A 14,380-nucleotide genomic window follows, 5' to 3' on the forward strand; every position below is an offset into this window, starting at 1 on the left:
CTTTCTTCAGATGTATCGCCGTATTTCATCAGGCAAAAGTGAAGATAAGATGGAGAAGTCCCTTTTCGGACCTCTCTGCATCCGCCCTCAGACTTTTAGCCCTGCGGCGGTCATCAGCAGGCGAAACAGCAGGCTTATGGCGGCCAGCGTCAGTACGCTACCTCCCCAGAGCGCGATCAGCCACAGCAGACGTTTAGGCCAGGCAGTACGCATCAGTGATATCCCTCCCCAGGCTGAACTTTGCCGCGGAACACGTAATAGCTCCAGCAGGTGTAGCCAAGAATGACCGGAATAATCAGCAGGGCGCCCACCAGCATAAAGCCCTGGCTTTGCGGGGGAGCGGCAGCCTGCCACAACGTGATGGCCGGCGGGATAATATGCGGCCAGATGCTGATCCCTAGTCCGCTGAAGCCGAGAAAGACCAGGCCCAGCGTCAGCGTGAAGGGCGAAACATGGCGGTCGCGCTGATGCAGCGTGCGCCACAGCCAGCCGCTAACGAGGATCACCAGCAGCGGCACCGGCAGCAGGAAATAGAGATTCGGCAGGCTGAACCAGCGGGCAGCAATCGCCGGGTGCGCCAGCGGAGTCCACAGGCTGATGACGGCAAACACCGCCAGCAGGGCACCCAGCAACTGCCGCGATACGCTGCGCATTCTCTGCTGCAGCGCGCCTTCACTTTTCATCACCAGCCAGGTGGCGCCGAGCAGCGCATAGGCCACGCATAGTCCGAATCCGCAGAACAGGCTGAACGGGGTCAGCCAGTCAAACATGCCGCCGCTGAAGGCGCGACCGCTGACGGTGAAACCGTTGATCACCGCCCCGACCACCACGCCCTGGCTGAAGGTTGCCAGCAGGGAGCCGCCAAAAAAGGCGCGATCCCAGAATGGCCGGTGCGACGGCGTAGCCTGGAAGCGAAACTCAAAGGCGACGCCGCGAAAAATCAGGCCGATCAGCATCAGGGTCAGGGGGATCGACAGGGCGTCGATGATCACCGCGTAGGCGAGGGGAAAGGCGCCAAACAGGCCGGCGCCGCCGAGCACCAGCCAGGTTTCATTGCCATCCCATACCGGCGCGACGCTGTTGACCATTACGTCGCGATCCCCGCCGCCCCGCACCGTGCTGAACAGCAGGCCGATGCCCAGATCAAAGCCATCCATGACGATGTACATCAGCGTGGCAAAGACGATAATCACGAACCAGATCACCGATAATTCGATACCCATTAGTGGGACTCCTTCTGCAGATAACCTTCAGTGGCGGCGGACAGCGGGCGGGCGGGCGTACCGGTTGTCGCCGGGAGCATCTCCTGCGGCCCTTTGCGGATCAGGCGCAGCATATAGCTGTAGCCGACGCCGAAGACGGCGCTGTACACTACGATAAAGGTCAATAAACTGACCGACATATGCAGATCGCCATGAGCGGAAACGGCATCGGCGGTGCGCTGAACGCCATACACGACCCAGGGTTGGCGGCCCACCTCGGTGGTCACCCAGCCGGCGAGAATAGCGATCAGTCCGGATGGCCCCATCCACAGGGCAAAACGCAGAAACGGCCGCGAGTGGTATAGCCGGTCACCGCGACGCAGCCACAGGGCCAGCACGCCCAGCAGCAGCATCAACATGCCCAGCCCGGCCATCAGGCGAAATGACCAGAACACCACAGTAGAATTTGGGCGCTCCTCAGGAGCGAACTCTTTCAACGCCGGCACCTGTTTATCAAGACTGTGGGTGAGGATCAGACTGCCCAGGGCCGGGATCTCAAGCCCGTAGCGGGTGCGCTGCTGGTCCATATCGGGCCAGCCAAACAGCAGCAACGGCGTTGGCTCACCCGGCGGATTTTCCCAGTGCCCCTCAATGGCGGCGATTTTCGCCGGCTGGTGCTTCAGGGTATTCAGACCATGCATATCGCCGATCAGCGCCTGGACGGGGGCGACCAGCAGCGTCATCCATAGCGCCATCGAGAACATCTTACGGATCGCCGGCGACTGATTGCCGCGCAGCAGATGCCAGGCCGCCGAGGCGCCGACAAACAGCGCGCTACTGAGAAATGCCGCTACTGTCATATGCAATAATCGGTAGGGGAACGACGGATTAAAGATCACCGCCAGCCAGTCGACGGGCACGACCTGGCCATCAACGATCTCAAACCCCTGCGGGGTCTGCATCCAGCTGTTAGAGGAGAGGATCCAGAAGGTGGAGATGATAGTACCCAGCGCCACCATGCAGGTGGCGAAAAAGTGCAGCCCCGGCCCCACGCGGTTCCAGCCGAAAAGCATCACCCCGAGGAAGCCCGCTTCCAGAAAAAATGCCGTCAGGACTTCATAGGTCAGCAGAGGGCCGGTTATGCTGCCTGCAAACTGTGAGAAACCGCTCCAGTTGGTGCCGAACTGGTAGGCCATCACCAGCCCGGAAACGACCCCCATACCGAAGTTGACGGCGAAAATCTTCGACCAGAAATGGTATAGCGAGCGCCAGACGGGATATTTTGTTTTTAGCCATAAGCCTTCGAGCACCGCCAGATAGCTGGCCAGCCCAATAGTAATGGCGGGGAAGATAATATGAAATGAGACCGTAAAAGCGAATTGAACTCGCGCCAGATGGAATGCATCAAGACCGAACATGCAGGACTCCACAACAAAATTGATTCAGCGCAATTTTAGGTGGGGTGACGACTGAGGGGCAGAGGCAGTCACGCCATTTTTTATCATAACAGTTGGCCGCTGTTATGATTTTTCAGCTGTTGCCAGGGCGAGAAAATATCCTTGCGCAACCTTGATTAATCCCTGCGGAAGGTGATTAGGCGTCTATTCCGCTGTCTGTCATATTATTGCTAACGGCTGGCTACGCGGCCCTGCCGCCGGTATGGCGTAGTCGCCCGGTCGGCATAATATATCCTTACCACCCGCCGTAGCGCATATTTTGGCTTACGAAATCCGCCACGGATTTTTACTCTGATTTATTGTCACTCATTAGTATGAGAATAAGTAAAAACGCTGAGCCGGTTAATCGTAAATTAAATAATAATAAATTGTCGGCTCCGCGGCTAATTTGTACTGTATGAGCTCGGGAATAAATAAAAGGGAATGCCAATGTCTGAAAAAGGATTACAGAGTCTGTGCATTACGCTTGGCGTAATGATTATCTTCTGGTTTGTTTTAATCTCGCTATTCTGGGTGGTGATATTTTAAACCCATCCCGTGCTATCACGGCGACGCGGTCGCCGCTGCAGATATAACAGTTACAGGAAACTATGATTTTTTTATAACTGATATATGATAATGGGACGTTATCGTACGGGGACGGCCGCAATGAAAAAGTATCAACAGTTGGCGCAGCAACTGACCGAGCAGATCGCCCTTGGCGTCTGGTTGCCTGGCGATCGGCTGCCGTCGCTGCGCGAGCAGGTGATCAGCAGCGGCATGAGCTTTATGACCGTCAGCCATGCCTATCAGCTGCTGGAAAGCCAGGGGCGCATCGTCGCCCGTCCGCAGTCGGGTTATTATGTTGCCCCCCAGCCGGTGAAGCTCCGCCAGCCGGCGCCGCCTGCCCAGGTCACTCGCGATGAAGCCGTCGATATCAATACCTATATCTTTGAGGTGCTCCAGGCCAGCCGCCAGGCGTCGATGCTGCCCTTTGCCTCGGCCTTTCCGGACCCGCGTCTCTTCCCGCTGCAGCAGCTCAACCGCTCGCTGGCGCAGGTGAGTAAAACCGCCACCGCCATGAGCGTCATTGAGAATCTGCCGCCGGGCAATGCAGAACTTCGGCATGCCATTGCCCGTCGCTATGCCCTGCAGGGGATGAACGTCTCGCCGGACGAGATCGTCATCACCGCCGGGGCGCTGGAGGCGCTTAACCTCAGCCTGCAGGCGGTGACCGAGCCGGGAGACTGGGTGGTGGTGGAAAACCCCTGCTTCTACGGCGCCCTGCAGGCGCTGGAGAGGCTGCGTTTGAAAGCATTGTCGGTGGCCACTGACGTCAGGGAAGGCATTGATCTGACGGCGCTGGAGGCGGCCCTGCAAAACTATCCGGTGAAGGCCTGCTGGCTGATGACCAACGGCCAGAATCCGCTCGGCTTCACCCTCAGCGCTGAAAAAAAAGCGGCGCTGGTGGCGCTGCTGGCGCGCTATAACGTGATGTTGATCGAAGATGATGTCTACAGCGAGCTCTATTTTGGCCGCGAAAAGCCGTTACCGGCGAAGTTCTGGGATCGCCAGGAGATGACGCTGCACTGCAGCTCGTTCTCAAAATGTCTGGTACCCGGCTTTCGTATCGGCTGGGTGGCGGCCGGCAAACAGGCGCGGCGGATCCAGCAGCTCCAGCTGATGAGTACGCTTTCCACCAGTTCGCCGATGCAGTTAGCCCTGGTGGATTACCTGTCCACCAAGCGCTATGACGCCCACCTGCGCCGTCTACGTCGTCAGCTGGCGGAGCGTAAACAGCAGGCCTGGCAGGCGCTGCTGCGCCATCTGCCGCCGGAGGTCATCGTCCACCACAGCGACAGCGGCTACTTTCTGTGGATCGAACTACCGGAAGGGGCCGACGCTAGCGCACTTAGCGCCCGGGCGCTGGCGTCGCACATCAGTATTGCCCCAGGGAAAATGTTCTCCACCTCCGACAGCTGGACCTCGTTTTTCCGTTTTAATACCGCCTGGGGCTGGGGGGAACGCGAAGAGCAGGGGGTGAAGCGCCTGGGGGAGCTTATTCGCGAACAGCTTGCCTGACCCTGTCGTTTATTTTTCTCATCATAAACATTCTGCGAAAATAAGCGAAAGAGGATTTTTATCGAGGCCGGTCATTATTTTACCGGCGCTCACCATAGGAAATATGCATACCCCTCCTCATTCCCTAACTCGTTGTCTATAATCCATAAAGTCCTGCTTGTGTTGGCGATTTTTACGTAATGCGTCCCGGGTCACAACCTGAATAAATTCCCCTGGGGGCGTTAATCCGCTGACTACCCTTATTTCAGGAGATATTTTTACGGCACGGCTGCCGCTAATTCCTTTGTGACAGGAGTAACACCTGATGAGCAAAAAAATTGCCCGTTGCAGCCTTTATGTGCTGGGTATGGCTTGTTTGACCGTTCAGGCGGCAGAGCCGCTCACCTCGCTGGATAAACCGGAAGGGCGGCTCGATATTATTGCCTGGCCGGGATATATCGAACGCGGTCAGACCGACAAACAGTACGACTGGGTGAGTCAGTTCGAAAAGGACACCGGTTGTCAGGTTAATGTCAAAACCGCTGCCACCTCTGACGAGATGGTCAGTCTGATGGCCAAAGGCGGCTACGATCTGGTCACCGCCTCGGGTGATGCTTCGCTGCGCCTGATCATGGGCAAACGCGTGCAGCCGATCAACACGGCGCTGATTGCCGGCTGGGGCTCCCTTGATCCGCGTATTGCGAAGGGGGCGTGGTTTAACGTCGGCGGTAAAGTCTATGGCACGCCGTATCAGTGGGGGCCGAACCTGCTGATGTACAACACCCGCGTATTCCCGACGCCGCCGGACAGCTGGCGCGTGGTTTTCGTCAAGCAGGATCTACCGGATGGTAAAACCAACCAGGGGCGGGTGCAGGCCTATGATGGCCCGATCTATATCGCCGACGCCGCGCTGTTTGTCAAAGCCACCCAGCCGCAGCTGGGGATCGAAGACCCCTATCAACTGACCGAAACCCAGTACAACGCGGTGCTGAAAGTCCTGCGCGACCAGCAACCGCTGATCCATCGCTACTGGCATGACGCCACCGTACAGATGAACGACTTCAAAAACGAAGGGGTAGCCGCCTCCAGTTCGTGGCCCTATCAAGCCAACGGCCTGAAGGCGGAAGGCCAGCCGGTCGCCACCGTGTTCCCGAAGGAGGGGGTAACCGGCTGGGCGGATACCACCATGCTGCACAGCGAGGCGAAGCACCCGGTCTGCGCCTATAAATGGATGAACTGGTCGCTCACGCCGAAGGTGCAGGGCGATGTGGCGGCCTGGTTCGGTTCGCTGCCGGTGGTGCCTGAGGGCTGTAAAGCCAGCGCGCTGCTCGGTGATAAAGGCTGTGAGACCAACGGCTATGAGCATTTTAACCGCATTCACTTCTGGAAAACGCCGGTTGCGGAAGGCGGGAAATACGTGCCCTATAGCCGCTGGACTCAGGACTATATTGCGATAATGGGCGGCCGCTAAGGATCGGAGGCAAACAATGACGTACGCGGTCGAGTTCCAGAATGTATCGCGCCTGTATGGCGATGTGCGGGCGGTGGATGGGGTTAGCATTGGCATACGCGATGGAGAATTTTTCTCGATGCTGGGTCCGTCCGGCTCGGGTAAAACCACCTGCCTGCGGCTGATTGCCGGTTTTGAGCAGCTCTCCGGCGGAACCATCCATATCTTTGGTCAGCCGGCCAGCGAACTGCCGCCCTGGCAGCGGGATGTGAATACCGTGTTCCAGGACTACGCGCTATTTCCCCACATGTCGATCCTTGACAACGTCGCCTACGGCCTGATGGTCAAAGGCATGGCGAAGAAAGCGCGCCATGCCCGCGCCCAGGAGGCGCTGGAGAAGGTGGCCCTTGGCTTTGCTCATCATCGCAAGCCCTCCCAGCTCTCCGGCGGCCAGCGGCAGCGGGTCGCGATTGCCCGGGCGCTGGTGAACCAGCCGCGGGTGCTGCTGCTCGATGAGCCGCTGGGCGCCCTGGATTTGAAACTACGCGAGCAGATGCAGGTGGAGCTGAAAAAGCTGCAGCAGTCGCTGGGGATCACCTTCATCTTCGTGACCCACGACCAGAGCGAAGCGCTGTCGATGTCGGATCGCGTGGCGGTGTTTAACAACGGGCGCATTGAGCAGGTGGATGCCCCGCAGGATCTCTATCTGCACCCCAGGACCGCATTTGTGGCCGGTTTTGTCGGCACCGCCAACGTTTTTGCAGCCGAGGCGGCCCGACGATTGTGCGGGATGGCGGGCAGCTGGTCGCTGCGTCCGGAGCATGTTCGCCTGCAGGGCGGCGGCGAGGTGCAGGTGCAGGGTGTGGTGCAGGCGGTGCAGTATCAGGGGGCGGCGACGCGGATCGAGCTCCGCCTCGCGGATGGCGACAAACTGCTGGTCAGCCAGGCCAACATCGATGGCGCGGCGGCGGCCAGCGTTCCGCGAACCGGGCAAATAGTACAGGCGTCATGGTCGCGCTCGGCGATGACCCCGCTGGAAAGCGGAGGCTGAGATGACCATGGCAATAATTCCTGCGCAGACCGGGCGCATATCGGGGATCTTCTGGCGCCGACCGGCGCTGGGCCTGTTTTTACTGCTGCTCGGGCCGCTTATGTGGTTTGGCATCGTCTATCTGGGATCGCTGCTGACCCTGCTGTGGCAGAGCATTTATACCTTTGACGACTTCACCATGTCGGTGACCAGCGACTTCACGCTGGCTAACCTGCGGGCGCTGTTCAACCCTGCCAACTACGACATTATTGTGCGGACCCTGGTGATGGCGCTGTGCGTCACGCTGGCCAGCGCGCTGCTGGCGCTGCCGATGGCCTGGTATATGGCGCGCTATACCAGCGGCAAAATGAAGGCCTTCTTTTATATCGCGGTCATGCTGCCAATGTGGGCCAGCTATATCGTCAAAGCCTATGCGTGGGTGCTGCTGCTGGCGAAAGATGGCGTGGCGCAGTGGTTCCTCGGTCATCTTGGACTGGAGGGGGCGCTGAACGCGCTGTTGAGCGTCCCGGCGGTCGGCGGCAATACCTTGTCCACCTCCGGCCTTGGACGCTTTCTGGTGTTCGTCTACATCTGGCTGCCGTTTATGATCCTGCCGGTGCAGGCGGCGCTGGAGCGTATTCCGGGATCGTTGCTACAGGCCTCGGCCGATCTCGGCGCGGCCCCGCGGCAGACCTTTCGCTACGTGGTGCTGCCGCTGGCCATTCCCGGCATCGCCGCTGGGTCGATCTTCACCTTTTCGCTGACGCTAGGCGACTTTATCGTGCCGCAGCTGGTGGGCCCGCCGGGATACTTTATCGGCAATATGGTTTACTCGCAGCAGGGGGCGATCGGCAATATGCCGATGGCGGCGGCGTTTACCCTGGTGCCTATCGTCTTGATTGCCCTCTATCTGGCGTTCGTGAAACGTCTGGGAGCCTTCGATGCACTCTGAACGCGCGCCCTGGTATCTGCGACTGGCGACCTGGGGCGGGGTGATATTCCTCCACTTTCCGCTGCTGATTATCGCCATCTATGCTTTTAATACGGAAGATGCAGCCTTTAGCTTTCCGCCGCAGGGGCTGACGCTGCGCTGGTTCAGCGAGGCGGCCGGGCGCAGCGACATTCTGCAGGCAGTGACACTGTCACTTAAGATCGCCGCCCTGTCGACCGCCATTGCCTTAGTGCTTGGCACGCTGGCTGCAGGAGCTCTGTGGCGCAGCGCCTTTTTTGGCAAAAATGCGGTGTCGCTACTGCTGCTGCTGCCTATCGCCCTGCCGGGGATCATTACCGGCCTGGCGCTCCTGACGGCGTTCAAAGCGGTCGGCCTTGAGCCTGGCCTGCTGACGATAGTGGTGGGGCACGCGACCTTCTGCGTGGTGGTGGTGTTTAACAACGTCATCGCCCGCTTCCGCCGGACTTCGTGGAGTATGGTGGAAGCCTCGATGGATTTAGGCGCTACCGGTTGGCAGACCTTTCGTTACGTAGTGCTGCCCAATCTGGGGTCGGCGCTGCTGGCGGGGGGAATGCTGGCATTCGCTCTGTCGTTTGATGAAATTATCGTTACCACTTTTACCGCGGGGCATGAACGCACCTTGCCGCTGTGGTTGCTGAATCAGCTGGGGCGGCCGCGAGATGTGCCCGTCACCAACGTTGTCGCGCTGTTGGTGATGCTGGTAACGACGATACCAATCTTAGGGGCCTGGTGGCTCACCCGCGACGGCGATAACGACGCCGGAAACGGGAAATAAAACCATGAAACAGGATAATGCTATGCAACACAACCTATTGATAAACGGTAAGTTAGTGGCAGGTGAAGGCGAGAAGGTTCCGGTATATAACCCTGCAACCGGCGAAGTGATCCTGGAGATTGCCGAAGCGACAGCGGCCCAGGTCGATGCCGCCGTTGAGGCGGCGGACCGGGCATTCGATGCCTGGAGTCAGACGACGCCGAAGACGCGTGCGGAATGTCTCCTGAAGCTGGCGGACGCCATCTCGGCGCAGGCTGAAACCCTGGCGCAGCTGGAGTCGCTGAACTGCGGCAAGCCGCTGCACTGCGTGATTAATGATGAAATGCCGGCCATCGCCGACGTCTTCCGCTTCTTCGCCGGCGCCGCTCGCTGCCTGCCGGGGATGGCGGCCGGAGAGTATCTCGAAGGGCATACCTCAATGATCCGCCGCGATCCGGTGGGCGTGGTGGCCTCCATCGCGCCGTGGAACTATCCGCTGATGATGGCGGCCTGGAAGCTGGCCCCGGCGCTGGCGGCGGGCAACTGCGTAGTGATAAAACCCTCGGAGATCACCCCGCTGACGGCGCTGAAGCTGGCGGAGCTGGCAAAAGATATCTTCCCGGAGGGGGTTATCAACGTGCTGTTTGGCCGTGGTAAAACGGTGGGCGACCCCTTGACCGCCCACGTTAAAGTGCGAATGGTCTCCCTGACCGGATCGATTGCCACCGGAGCCCATATCATTGGCCATACCGCCTCGTCGATTAAACGCACCCACATGGAGCTGGGCGGTAAGGCGCCAGTGATCGTTTTTGACGATGCGGACATCGATGCGGTGGTGGATGGGGTGCGGACCTTCGGTTTTTACAACGCCGGCCAGGACTGCACGGCCGCCTGCCGGATCTACGCCCAGCAGGGTATCTATGACCAGCTGGTGGAGAAACTTGGGGCGGCGGTGGCCAGCCTGAAAATGGGGGCGCCGGAGGACGCTGCCACCGAACTGGGTCCGCTGAGCTCGCTGGCCCATCTTGAGCGCGTTAGCGCGGCGGTGGAAGCCGCCAGGGCGCTGCCGCACATTAAGGTGGTCACCGGCGGCAGTCGGGCTGACGGCGCGGGCTATTACTTCCAGCCGACGCTGCTCGCCGGCGCCCGGCAGGAAGACGCTATTGTCCAGCGCGAAGTGTTTGGTCCGGTAGTCAGCGTGACGCCTTTCAGCGATGAAGCGCAGGCCCTGAGCTGGGCGAATGACTCTCAGTATGGCCTGGCCTCCTCGGTATGGACGAAAGATGTCGGTCGCGCCCATCGTCTTAGCGCCAGGCTGCAGTACGGCTGCACCTGGGTCAATACCCACTTTATGCTGGTCAGCGAAATGCCGCACGGTGGCCAGAAGCTGTCAGGCTACGGCAAGGACATGTCGATGTATGGCCTTGAGGATTATACCGTGGTCCGCCATGTGATGGTTAAGCATAGCTAAAGGATTAACCATTTAGCGCCAGGCGACTATTGCGCGATGGGTGTGTTAGGCCGCTAATAGTCACAATGGCAAAAATTGTCAAAACTCAACCCAGGGGATATGAGATTATTCTGATGCCCCTTCAAGAGCTAAGCCATCATGAGTGCCGGAGATAAGCGCCGGATGGGGTCCGCCAGTCACCCTGGGCGCACAGCGCCCGGCGGGTGGGGCGGCAACATCGCGGTTCGCGACCGAATTGCGGCCCCTGTCTGTCGGCAGGGGCTTTTTTGTGCTCGCAGAAGAGCGAAGAGATGAGCCGGCCAGTCGCGCCGGGGTAACGAGAATACTGCTTTAATTACTTTCAGCGCTTGGTTTTTTTGCTGGGCAGGCTGGCGCTGCGCCGGTCACGAATGTAGGAAATAAGATTATACACCGCCGCGACCAGCAGGATTAGCGAGATGACCAGCGTGATGATTCCGGACATATCCACCTCGAAATTCACAGCGCGAACTGCGCTAAAGCATTACCAATGGTTATGAATGTAAGTATTATCTGACGCGAAGGCAAATGATATTTGTTGTCATTTAGCGCTATTTCTGGCTCTTATCCGTGATGACGGAGATGAAGAGGTTATGTTACAACGGCTTGCCATCGCCATTTATCTTCTTACGATGACGGCCCGCGCGATATATTGCGCCTGTGGCGAAGGCGGCGATCCTTTTCCCCTTGCCGACGGCGAAATATTTTCCTCATTAGCGAAATTAACTCCCCTGAACAGAAAGTATTTCACGGCTAGAGATAAGCTTTTAATATTTACGGTTATCGCATGATATTTGTTCTGAATATTTTATAGCCCTGAGGCAGAGGCAAATACCGGATGCCGCCCGGTAGCGCGCCCCGGGTTTGACTTTCCGCCGCCGCTCATGCGATCATTTAGGGCATATTAGGTTTTGGCGTTGATGTCGCTGTGAAAATTTTTGCTTTTATTCTGCTGGCTATCGGCGCTGTGGCGCTGAGCTATGGTAATGCCCCGGCGAAACGAATCCAAAGCTGTGAGAAGATGGGCGTAGGGCAGGCCGTCTGCGCCGCCGCCGAATGGGATAGTGAAAAAGTCAATGTACTGCCGCGCTATAACCCCAGTCTTAATAAGGTAATAGCTGCCGCGCAGTTAGCCCCCGCCGCCCGACAGCAAGATAACAACTCTGTTGTTCGCGCGTAAAAAAGCAGCCTCCAGGGCTGCTTTTTTAGGTTTCGTTGCTGAATTAAATGATTAAAACCAGCCAAATCTTACGGACAGCAGGCTGATAAGCGCGAACGCGGCGCAGACATTAATCATAACGACGGTTTTACTGGAGACATCCATAGCGCCACCCTAATGAGTAAGTCCTAAAGGTATAGTACGGCGCCAGCGGTTGCGCTATCAGATTAAGACGAATCAGGCTTTATTCTGAATATTCAGCCCGTTTCTGATTTTGTTATACAGGTATCTCTGAATCACGACGTCATGGCAGATAATCATCCCACCATGGAACGCCCCTCAGGGAAGGAAAAAGTAAGAATGACGTTATATCAAAAAATGTTGGTGTTTTACGCCATTATGGGCGTGATATGCGCCGTGATTAGCTGGTTTTTAACCAAAGAGAGCCGGATGATCCGCCTGCTGGCGGCCCTGCTGATCGGCGCCACCTGGCCGTTCAGCTTCCCGATGGCGCTGCTCGTCTCGCTGTTTTAACCCTCAGGCGCTAGACGGCAGAAAGGGGTAGCACAAAGGATAAGGTTACTGTATAAAAAAACAGTAACCTTATCATGGAGGCATACAGGTGAACGGTTTTTATTCGTCCGTCGCTGGCGCCACGCTGCGCTGGCACGATTTCCCGGGAGATGGCCTTCCGGTGGTGTTTATCCACGGCCTTGGCTGCGCGTCATCCTACGATTATCCCCGCATTGCCAGCGATCCCGCGCTCCGCGAACGGCGCAAAATACTCATCGATCTGCCGGGCTTCGGCTATAGCGATAAACCGCGCGTGTTTAGTTACAACATACATGAGCAGGCTTTAGTTTTGGAGCAGTTCCTCAGCCACCTGCGCCTGCAGCGCTTCGCGCTGTTCGGGCATAGCATGGGAGGGAGCATCGCCATCGAAGCGGCGGGGCTACTGGGCGAGCGGGTGACCACGCTGCTGGTCTCGGAACCCAATCTGTTCGCCGGCGGCGGCGAGTACAGCAGGCGCATTGCGGCGCAGTCAGAGTCAGCCTTTGTCGCTGACGGCTATGCCCGGCTGCTGGCGGAGGAGCGCTCGCCGTGGGCGGGTTGTTTACAAAACAGCGCCCCCTGGGCCGTCTGGCGGGCCGCCAGCAGCCTGATATGCGGCAGCGACACGCCCTGGTTTACCCAGCTATGCCAGCTGCGCTGCCAGAAAATGCTGATCGTCGGAGAGCGGTCGCTCCCTTATGCGGATAGCGACCTCGTTCAGGCACAAGGGATCCCGGTCGGCATCGTGCCCCATGCCGGACACTCGATGGCGTGGGAAAACCCGCAGGGGCTGGCGCAGCTTATCGCCAGCCATAGTTAAGAGGCGCTGGGCCTCAGAAGGGAAGCTCGCGGGGCTGGGTCTGGATCGTTATCCAGCGCAGCTCGGTGAATTCCGCGATCCCGGCCCGGCCGCCAAAGCGGCCATAGCCGGAGGCTTTGCAGCCGCCAAACGGCATTTGCGCCTCATCATGCACCGTTGGGCCATTGATATGGCAAATCCCGGTATGCAGACGTTGCGCTACGTTCCACGCTCTGGCGCTGTCGCGGCTGTAGACCGCAGCGGAAAGACCGTACTCACTGTCGTTGGCCACCGCCAGCGCCTCCTCTTCGCTATGAACGCGAATAATCGCTTTCACCGGACCGAAGGACTCTTCACGCCACAGCCGCATCTCGCGGGTCACGCCGTCCAGCAGGGTCGGGCTCATATGGGTATCGTTGGCTTTACCACCGGTCAGCAGGCGAGCGCCTTTCGCTAACGCATCGTCAATGAGCGCGTTGCAGCGGGCGATGGTGTTCATATCGACAACCGGGCCAGTGAGGGCGGCAGGCAGGGCGGCGGCGCGCCTGGCCAGCAGCGGGATAAACGCCTCCGCTACGGCATTGTCGACAATAATGCGCTCGGTGGACATGCAGATCTGCCCGGCGTTGGCGAAGGCGCCAAAAACAGCGCCCGCTGCCGCTTGCTCAATATCAGCATCGTCCAGCACCAGCAGGGGCGCTTTTCCACCGAGCTCGAGCACCGCTGGTTTCAGATACTGTCCGCAGGTGCGGGCGATAATGCGTCCCACCGGTGTGGAGCCGGTAAAGTTAACGCGCCGCACCGCCGGGTGGGCGATCAGCGATTCCACCAGCGCCGGCGCATCTTCAGGCGCACAGGTAAGATAGTTCACCACGCCCGGCGGGAAGCCCGCCGCGTCAAGGGCGTCGATAATCAGTCCCTGAGTGGCGGGGGAAAGTTCGGCGCCTTTAAGGATCACCGTGTTGCCACAGGCCAGCGGCGTCGCCAGGGCCCGGGTGGCCAGAATCAGCGGCGCGTTCCACGGCGCCATGCCCAGCACCACTCCCGCCCCCTGGCGGACGCCCATCGCCAGGTTACCCGGCACGTTGGACGGAATTATTTGCCCTTCAATCTGGGTGGTCAGCGCCGCCGCTTCACGCAGAATATCTGCCGCCAGATGAACGTTAAATCCGGCCCAGTGCGCGGTCGCGCCGGTCTCCGCCGCCATGGCGGCGATAAATTTCGCCTCCCGCAACAGCATCTGTTCCGCCGCCTCGAGCAGTAAGCGACGTCGTTCCGCCGGCGCAGTATCGCGCCACAGCGGAAAGGCGCAGGCCGCGGCTTCGACCAGCGTTTGCCGTCGGCGAGGCTGGCGGCAGCGGCCACCGAGGCTGCCTCATCGTGGGCCGGGTGGCGTCGGGTAAAGGTGCGGCGGTCTTCGGCATCGTGCCACTGGCCGTTAATGTACAGATTGCAGGTGATTGTCATGGTGGAAA

The 14,380-nt window shown here is 59.0% G+C and carries 15 protein-coding genes and 1 pseudogene; 10 read left to right on the forward strand and 6 right to left on the reverse strand.

Translation table 11 applies throughout. The features are described from left to right. Positions 1-87: 87 nt before the first annotated feature. From RRF55_RS11910 to RRF55_RS11920, 3 genes are read right to left on the reverse strand one after another with little or no spacing between them, the layout of a single operon-like run. Positions 88-213 (reverse strand): DUF2474 domain-containing protein, encoded by a 126-nt coding sequence (locus tag RRF55_RS11910; RefSeq protein WP_004180143.1) that lies wholly within the window; start codon positions 211-213, stop codon positions 88-90. Beyond that, complete coding sequence (gene cydB / locus RRF55_RS11915; RefSeq protein ID WP_016531444.1) at positions 213-1,223, reverse strand: cytochrome d ubiquinol oxidase subunit II; 1,011 nt, start codon at positions 1,221-1,223, stop codon at positions 213-215. Before cydB ends, RRF55_RS11910 begins: the two co-directional genes overlap by 1 nt. Beyond that, on the reverse strand, positions 1,223-2,620 hold the full coding sequence (locus tag RRF55_RS11920; RefSeq protein ID WP_021313836.1) for a cytochrome ubiquinol oxidase subunit I: 1,398 nt from the start codon (positions 2,618-2,620) through the stop codon (positions 1,223-1,225). Before RRF55_RS11920 ends, cydB begins: the two co-directional genes overlap by 1 nt. Positions 2,621-3,307: 687 nt before the next feature. On the opposite strand from RRF55_RS11920, the gene RRF55_RS11925 reads away from it, so the two are divergent. From RRF55_RS11925 to patD, 6 genes are all read left to right on the forward strand, one after another. After that, the gene (locus RRF55_RS11925) at positions 3,308-4,720 is read left to right on the forward strand and encodes a PLP-dependent aminotransferase family protein (protein ID WP_004180141.1); all 1,413 of its coding nucleotides are present in this window, start codon (positions 3,308-3,310) and stop codon (positions 4,718-4,720) included. Between the two features lie 304 nt (positions 4,721-5,024). After that, the gene (ydcS, locus tag RRF55_RS11930; protein WP_021313835.1) at positions 5,025-6,170 is read left to right on the forward strand and encodes a putative ABC transporter substrate-binding protein YdcS; all 1,146 of its coding nucleotides are present in this window, start codon (positions 5,025-5,027) and stop codon (positions 6,168-6,170) included. Between the two features lie 16 nt (positions 6,171-6,186). Then, entirely contained in the window at positions 6,187-7,200 is a 1,014-nt protein-coding gene (locus RRF55_RS11935; RefSeq protein ID WP_004151215.1) for an ABC transporter ATP-binding protein, read from the forward strand. Position 7,201: 1 nt separating this feature from the next. Beyond that, on the forward strand, positions 7,202-8,131 hold the full coding sequence (locus tag RRF55_RS11940; RefSeq protein WP_004189770.1) for an ABC transporter permease: 930 nt from the start codon (positions 7,202-7,204) through the stop codon (positions 8,129-8,131). Then, complete coding sequence (locus tag RRF55_RS11945) at positions 8,121-8,927, forward strand: ABC transporter permease (RefSeq protein WP_004143773.1); 807 nt, start codon at positions 8,121-8,123, stop codon at positions 8,925-8,927. The genes RRF55_RS11940 and RRF55_RS11945 overlap by 11 nt, the downstream gene beginning before the upstream one ends. A gap of 22 nt (positions 8,928-8,949) precedes the next feature. Further along, positions 8,950-10,377, forward strand: coding sequence for an aminobutyraldehyde dehydrogenase (gene patD, locus RRF55_RS11950; RefSeq protein ID WP_004175939.1), 1,428 nt, complete (start codon positions 8,950-8,952; stop codon positions 10,375-10,377). Between the two features lie 340 nt (positions 10,378-10,717). Here patD and RRF55_RS11955 read toward each other — a convergent pair whose 3' ends face one another. Continuing rightward, the gene (locus RRF55_RS11955; protein WP_021313832.1) at positions 10,718-10,840 is read right to left on the reverse strand and encodes a small membrane protein; all 123 of its coding nucleotides are present in this window, start codon (positions 10,838-10,840) and stop codon (positions 10,718-10,720) included. Positions 10,841-10,988: 148 nt separating this feature from the next. Between RRF55_RS11955 and RRF55_RS11960 the strand changes: the two genes are divergently transcribed. After that, positions 10,989-11,186, forward strand: coding sequence for a hypothetical protein (locus RRF55_RS11960; RefSeq protein ID WP_016531599.1), 198 nt, complete (start codon positions 10,989-10,991; stop codon positions 11,184-11,186). Between the two features lie 137 nt (positions 11,187-11,323). Then, a complete protein-coding gene (locus RRF55_RS11965; RefSeq protein WP_002906893.1) occupies positions 11,324-11,575 on the forward strand; it encodes a hypothetical protein in 252 nt (83 codons plus the stop codon). A gap of 51 nt (positions 11,576-11,626) precedes the next feature. On the opposite strand, the gene yncL is transcribed toward RRF55_RS11965, so the two are convergent. Further along, a complete protein-coding gene (gene yncL, locus RRF55_RS11970; protein ID WP_002906891.1) occupies positions 11,627-11,719 on the reverse strand; it encodes a stress response membrane protein YncL in 93 nt (30 codons plus the stop codon). A gap of 195 nt (positions 11,720-11,914) precedes the next feature. Between yncL and RRF55_RS11975 the strand changes: the two genes are divergently transcribed. Beyond that, the gene (locus tag RRF55_RS11975) at positions 11,915-12,088 is read left to right on the forward strand and encodes a GhoT/OrtT family toxin (RefSeq protein WP_002906888.1); all 174 of its coding nucleotides are present in this window, start codon (positions 11,915-11,917) and stop codon (positions 12,086-12,088) included. Between the two features lie 88 nt (positions 12,089-12,176). Then, on the forward strand, positions 12,177-12,926 hold the full coding sequence (locus RRF55_RS11980; RefSeq protein ID WP_004891556.1) for an alpha/beta fold hydrolase: 750 nt from the start codon (positions 12,177-12,179) through the stop codon (positions 12,924-12,926). A 13-nt stretch (positions 12,927-12,939) separates the two neighbouring features. On the opposite strand, the pseudogene RRF55_RS11985 reads toward RRF55_RS11980, so the two are convergent. Next, positions 12,940-14,372 (reverse strand): annotated as a pseudogene (locus RRF55_RS11985) (aldehyde dehydrogenase). Positions 14,373-14,380 lie beyond the last annotated feature (8 nt).

Origin of the sequence: Klebsiella sp. K47 (assembly GCF_051858335.1) — a bacterium.
Taxonomy (GTDB): Bacteria; Pseudomonadota; Gammaproteobacteria; order Enterobacterales; family Enterobacteriaceae; genus Klebsiella; species Klebsiella pneumoniae.

Excerpts from the sequence above, each read along its gene's own strand:
- RRF55_RS11960 (WP_016531599.1), top strand. The coding sequence starts at position 10,989 with ATGTTACAACGGCTTGCCATCGCCATTTATCTTCTTACGATGACGGCC.
- RRF55_RS11975 (WP_002906888.1), top strand. The coding sequence starts at position 11,915 with ATGACGTTATATCAAAAAATGTTGGTGTTTTACGCCATTATGGGCGTG.
- RRF55_RS11945 (WP_004143773.1), top strand. The coding sequence starts at position 8,121 with ATGCACTCTGAACGCGCGCCCTGGTATCTGCGACTGGCGACCTGGGGC.
- cydB (WP_016531444.1), bottom strand. The coding sequence starts at position 1,223 with ATGGGTATCGAATTATCGGTGATCTGGTTCGTGATTATCGTCTTTGCC.
- ydcS (WP_021313835.1), top strand. The coding sequence starts at position 5,025 with ATGAGCAAAAAAATTGCCCGTTGCAGCCTTTATGTGCTGGGTATGGCT.
- RRF55_RS11955 (WP_021313832.1), bottom strand. The coding sequence starts at position 10,840 with ATGTCCGGAATCATCACGCTGGTCATCTCGCTAATCCTGCTGGTCGCG.
- RRF55_RS11910 (WP_004180143.1), bottom strand. The coding sequence starts at position 213 with ATGCGTACTGCCTGGCCTAAACGTCTGCTGTGGCTGATCGCGCTCTGG.
- RRF55_RS11935 (WP_004151215.1), top strand. The coding sequence starts at position 6,187 with ATGACGTACGCGGTCGAGTTCCAGAATGTATCGCGCCTGTATGGCGAT.
- RRF55_RS11925 (WP_004180141.1), top strand. The coding sequence starts at position 3,308 with ATGAAAAAGTATCAACAGTTGGCGCAGCAACTGACCGAGCAGATCGCC.
- RRF55_RS11940 (WP_004189770.1), top strand. The coding sequence starts at position 7,202 with ATGACCATGGCAATAATTCCTGCGCAGACCGGGCGCATATCGGGGATC.
- yncL (WP_002906891.1), bottom strand. The coding sequence starts at position 11,719 with ATGGATGTCTCCAGTAAAACCGTCGTTATGATTAATGTCTGCGCCGCG.
- RRF55_RS11920 (WP_021313836.1), bottom strand. The coding sequence starts at position 2,620 with ATGTTCGGTCTTGATGCATTCCATCTGGCGCGAGTTCAATTCGCTTTT.
- patD (WP_004175939.1), top strand. The coding sequence starts at position 8,950 with ATGCAACACAACCTATTGATAAACGGTAAGTTAGTGGCAGGTGAAGGC.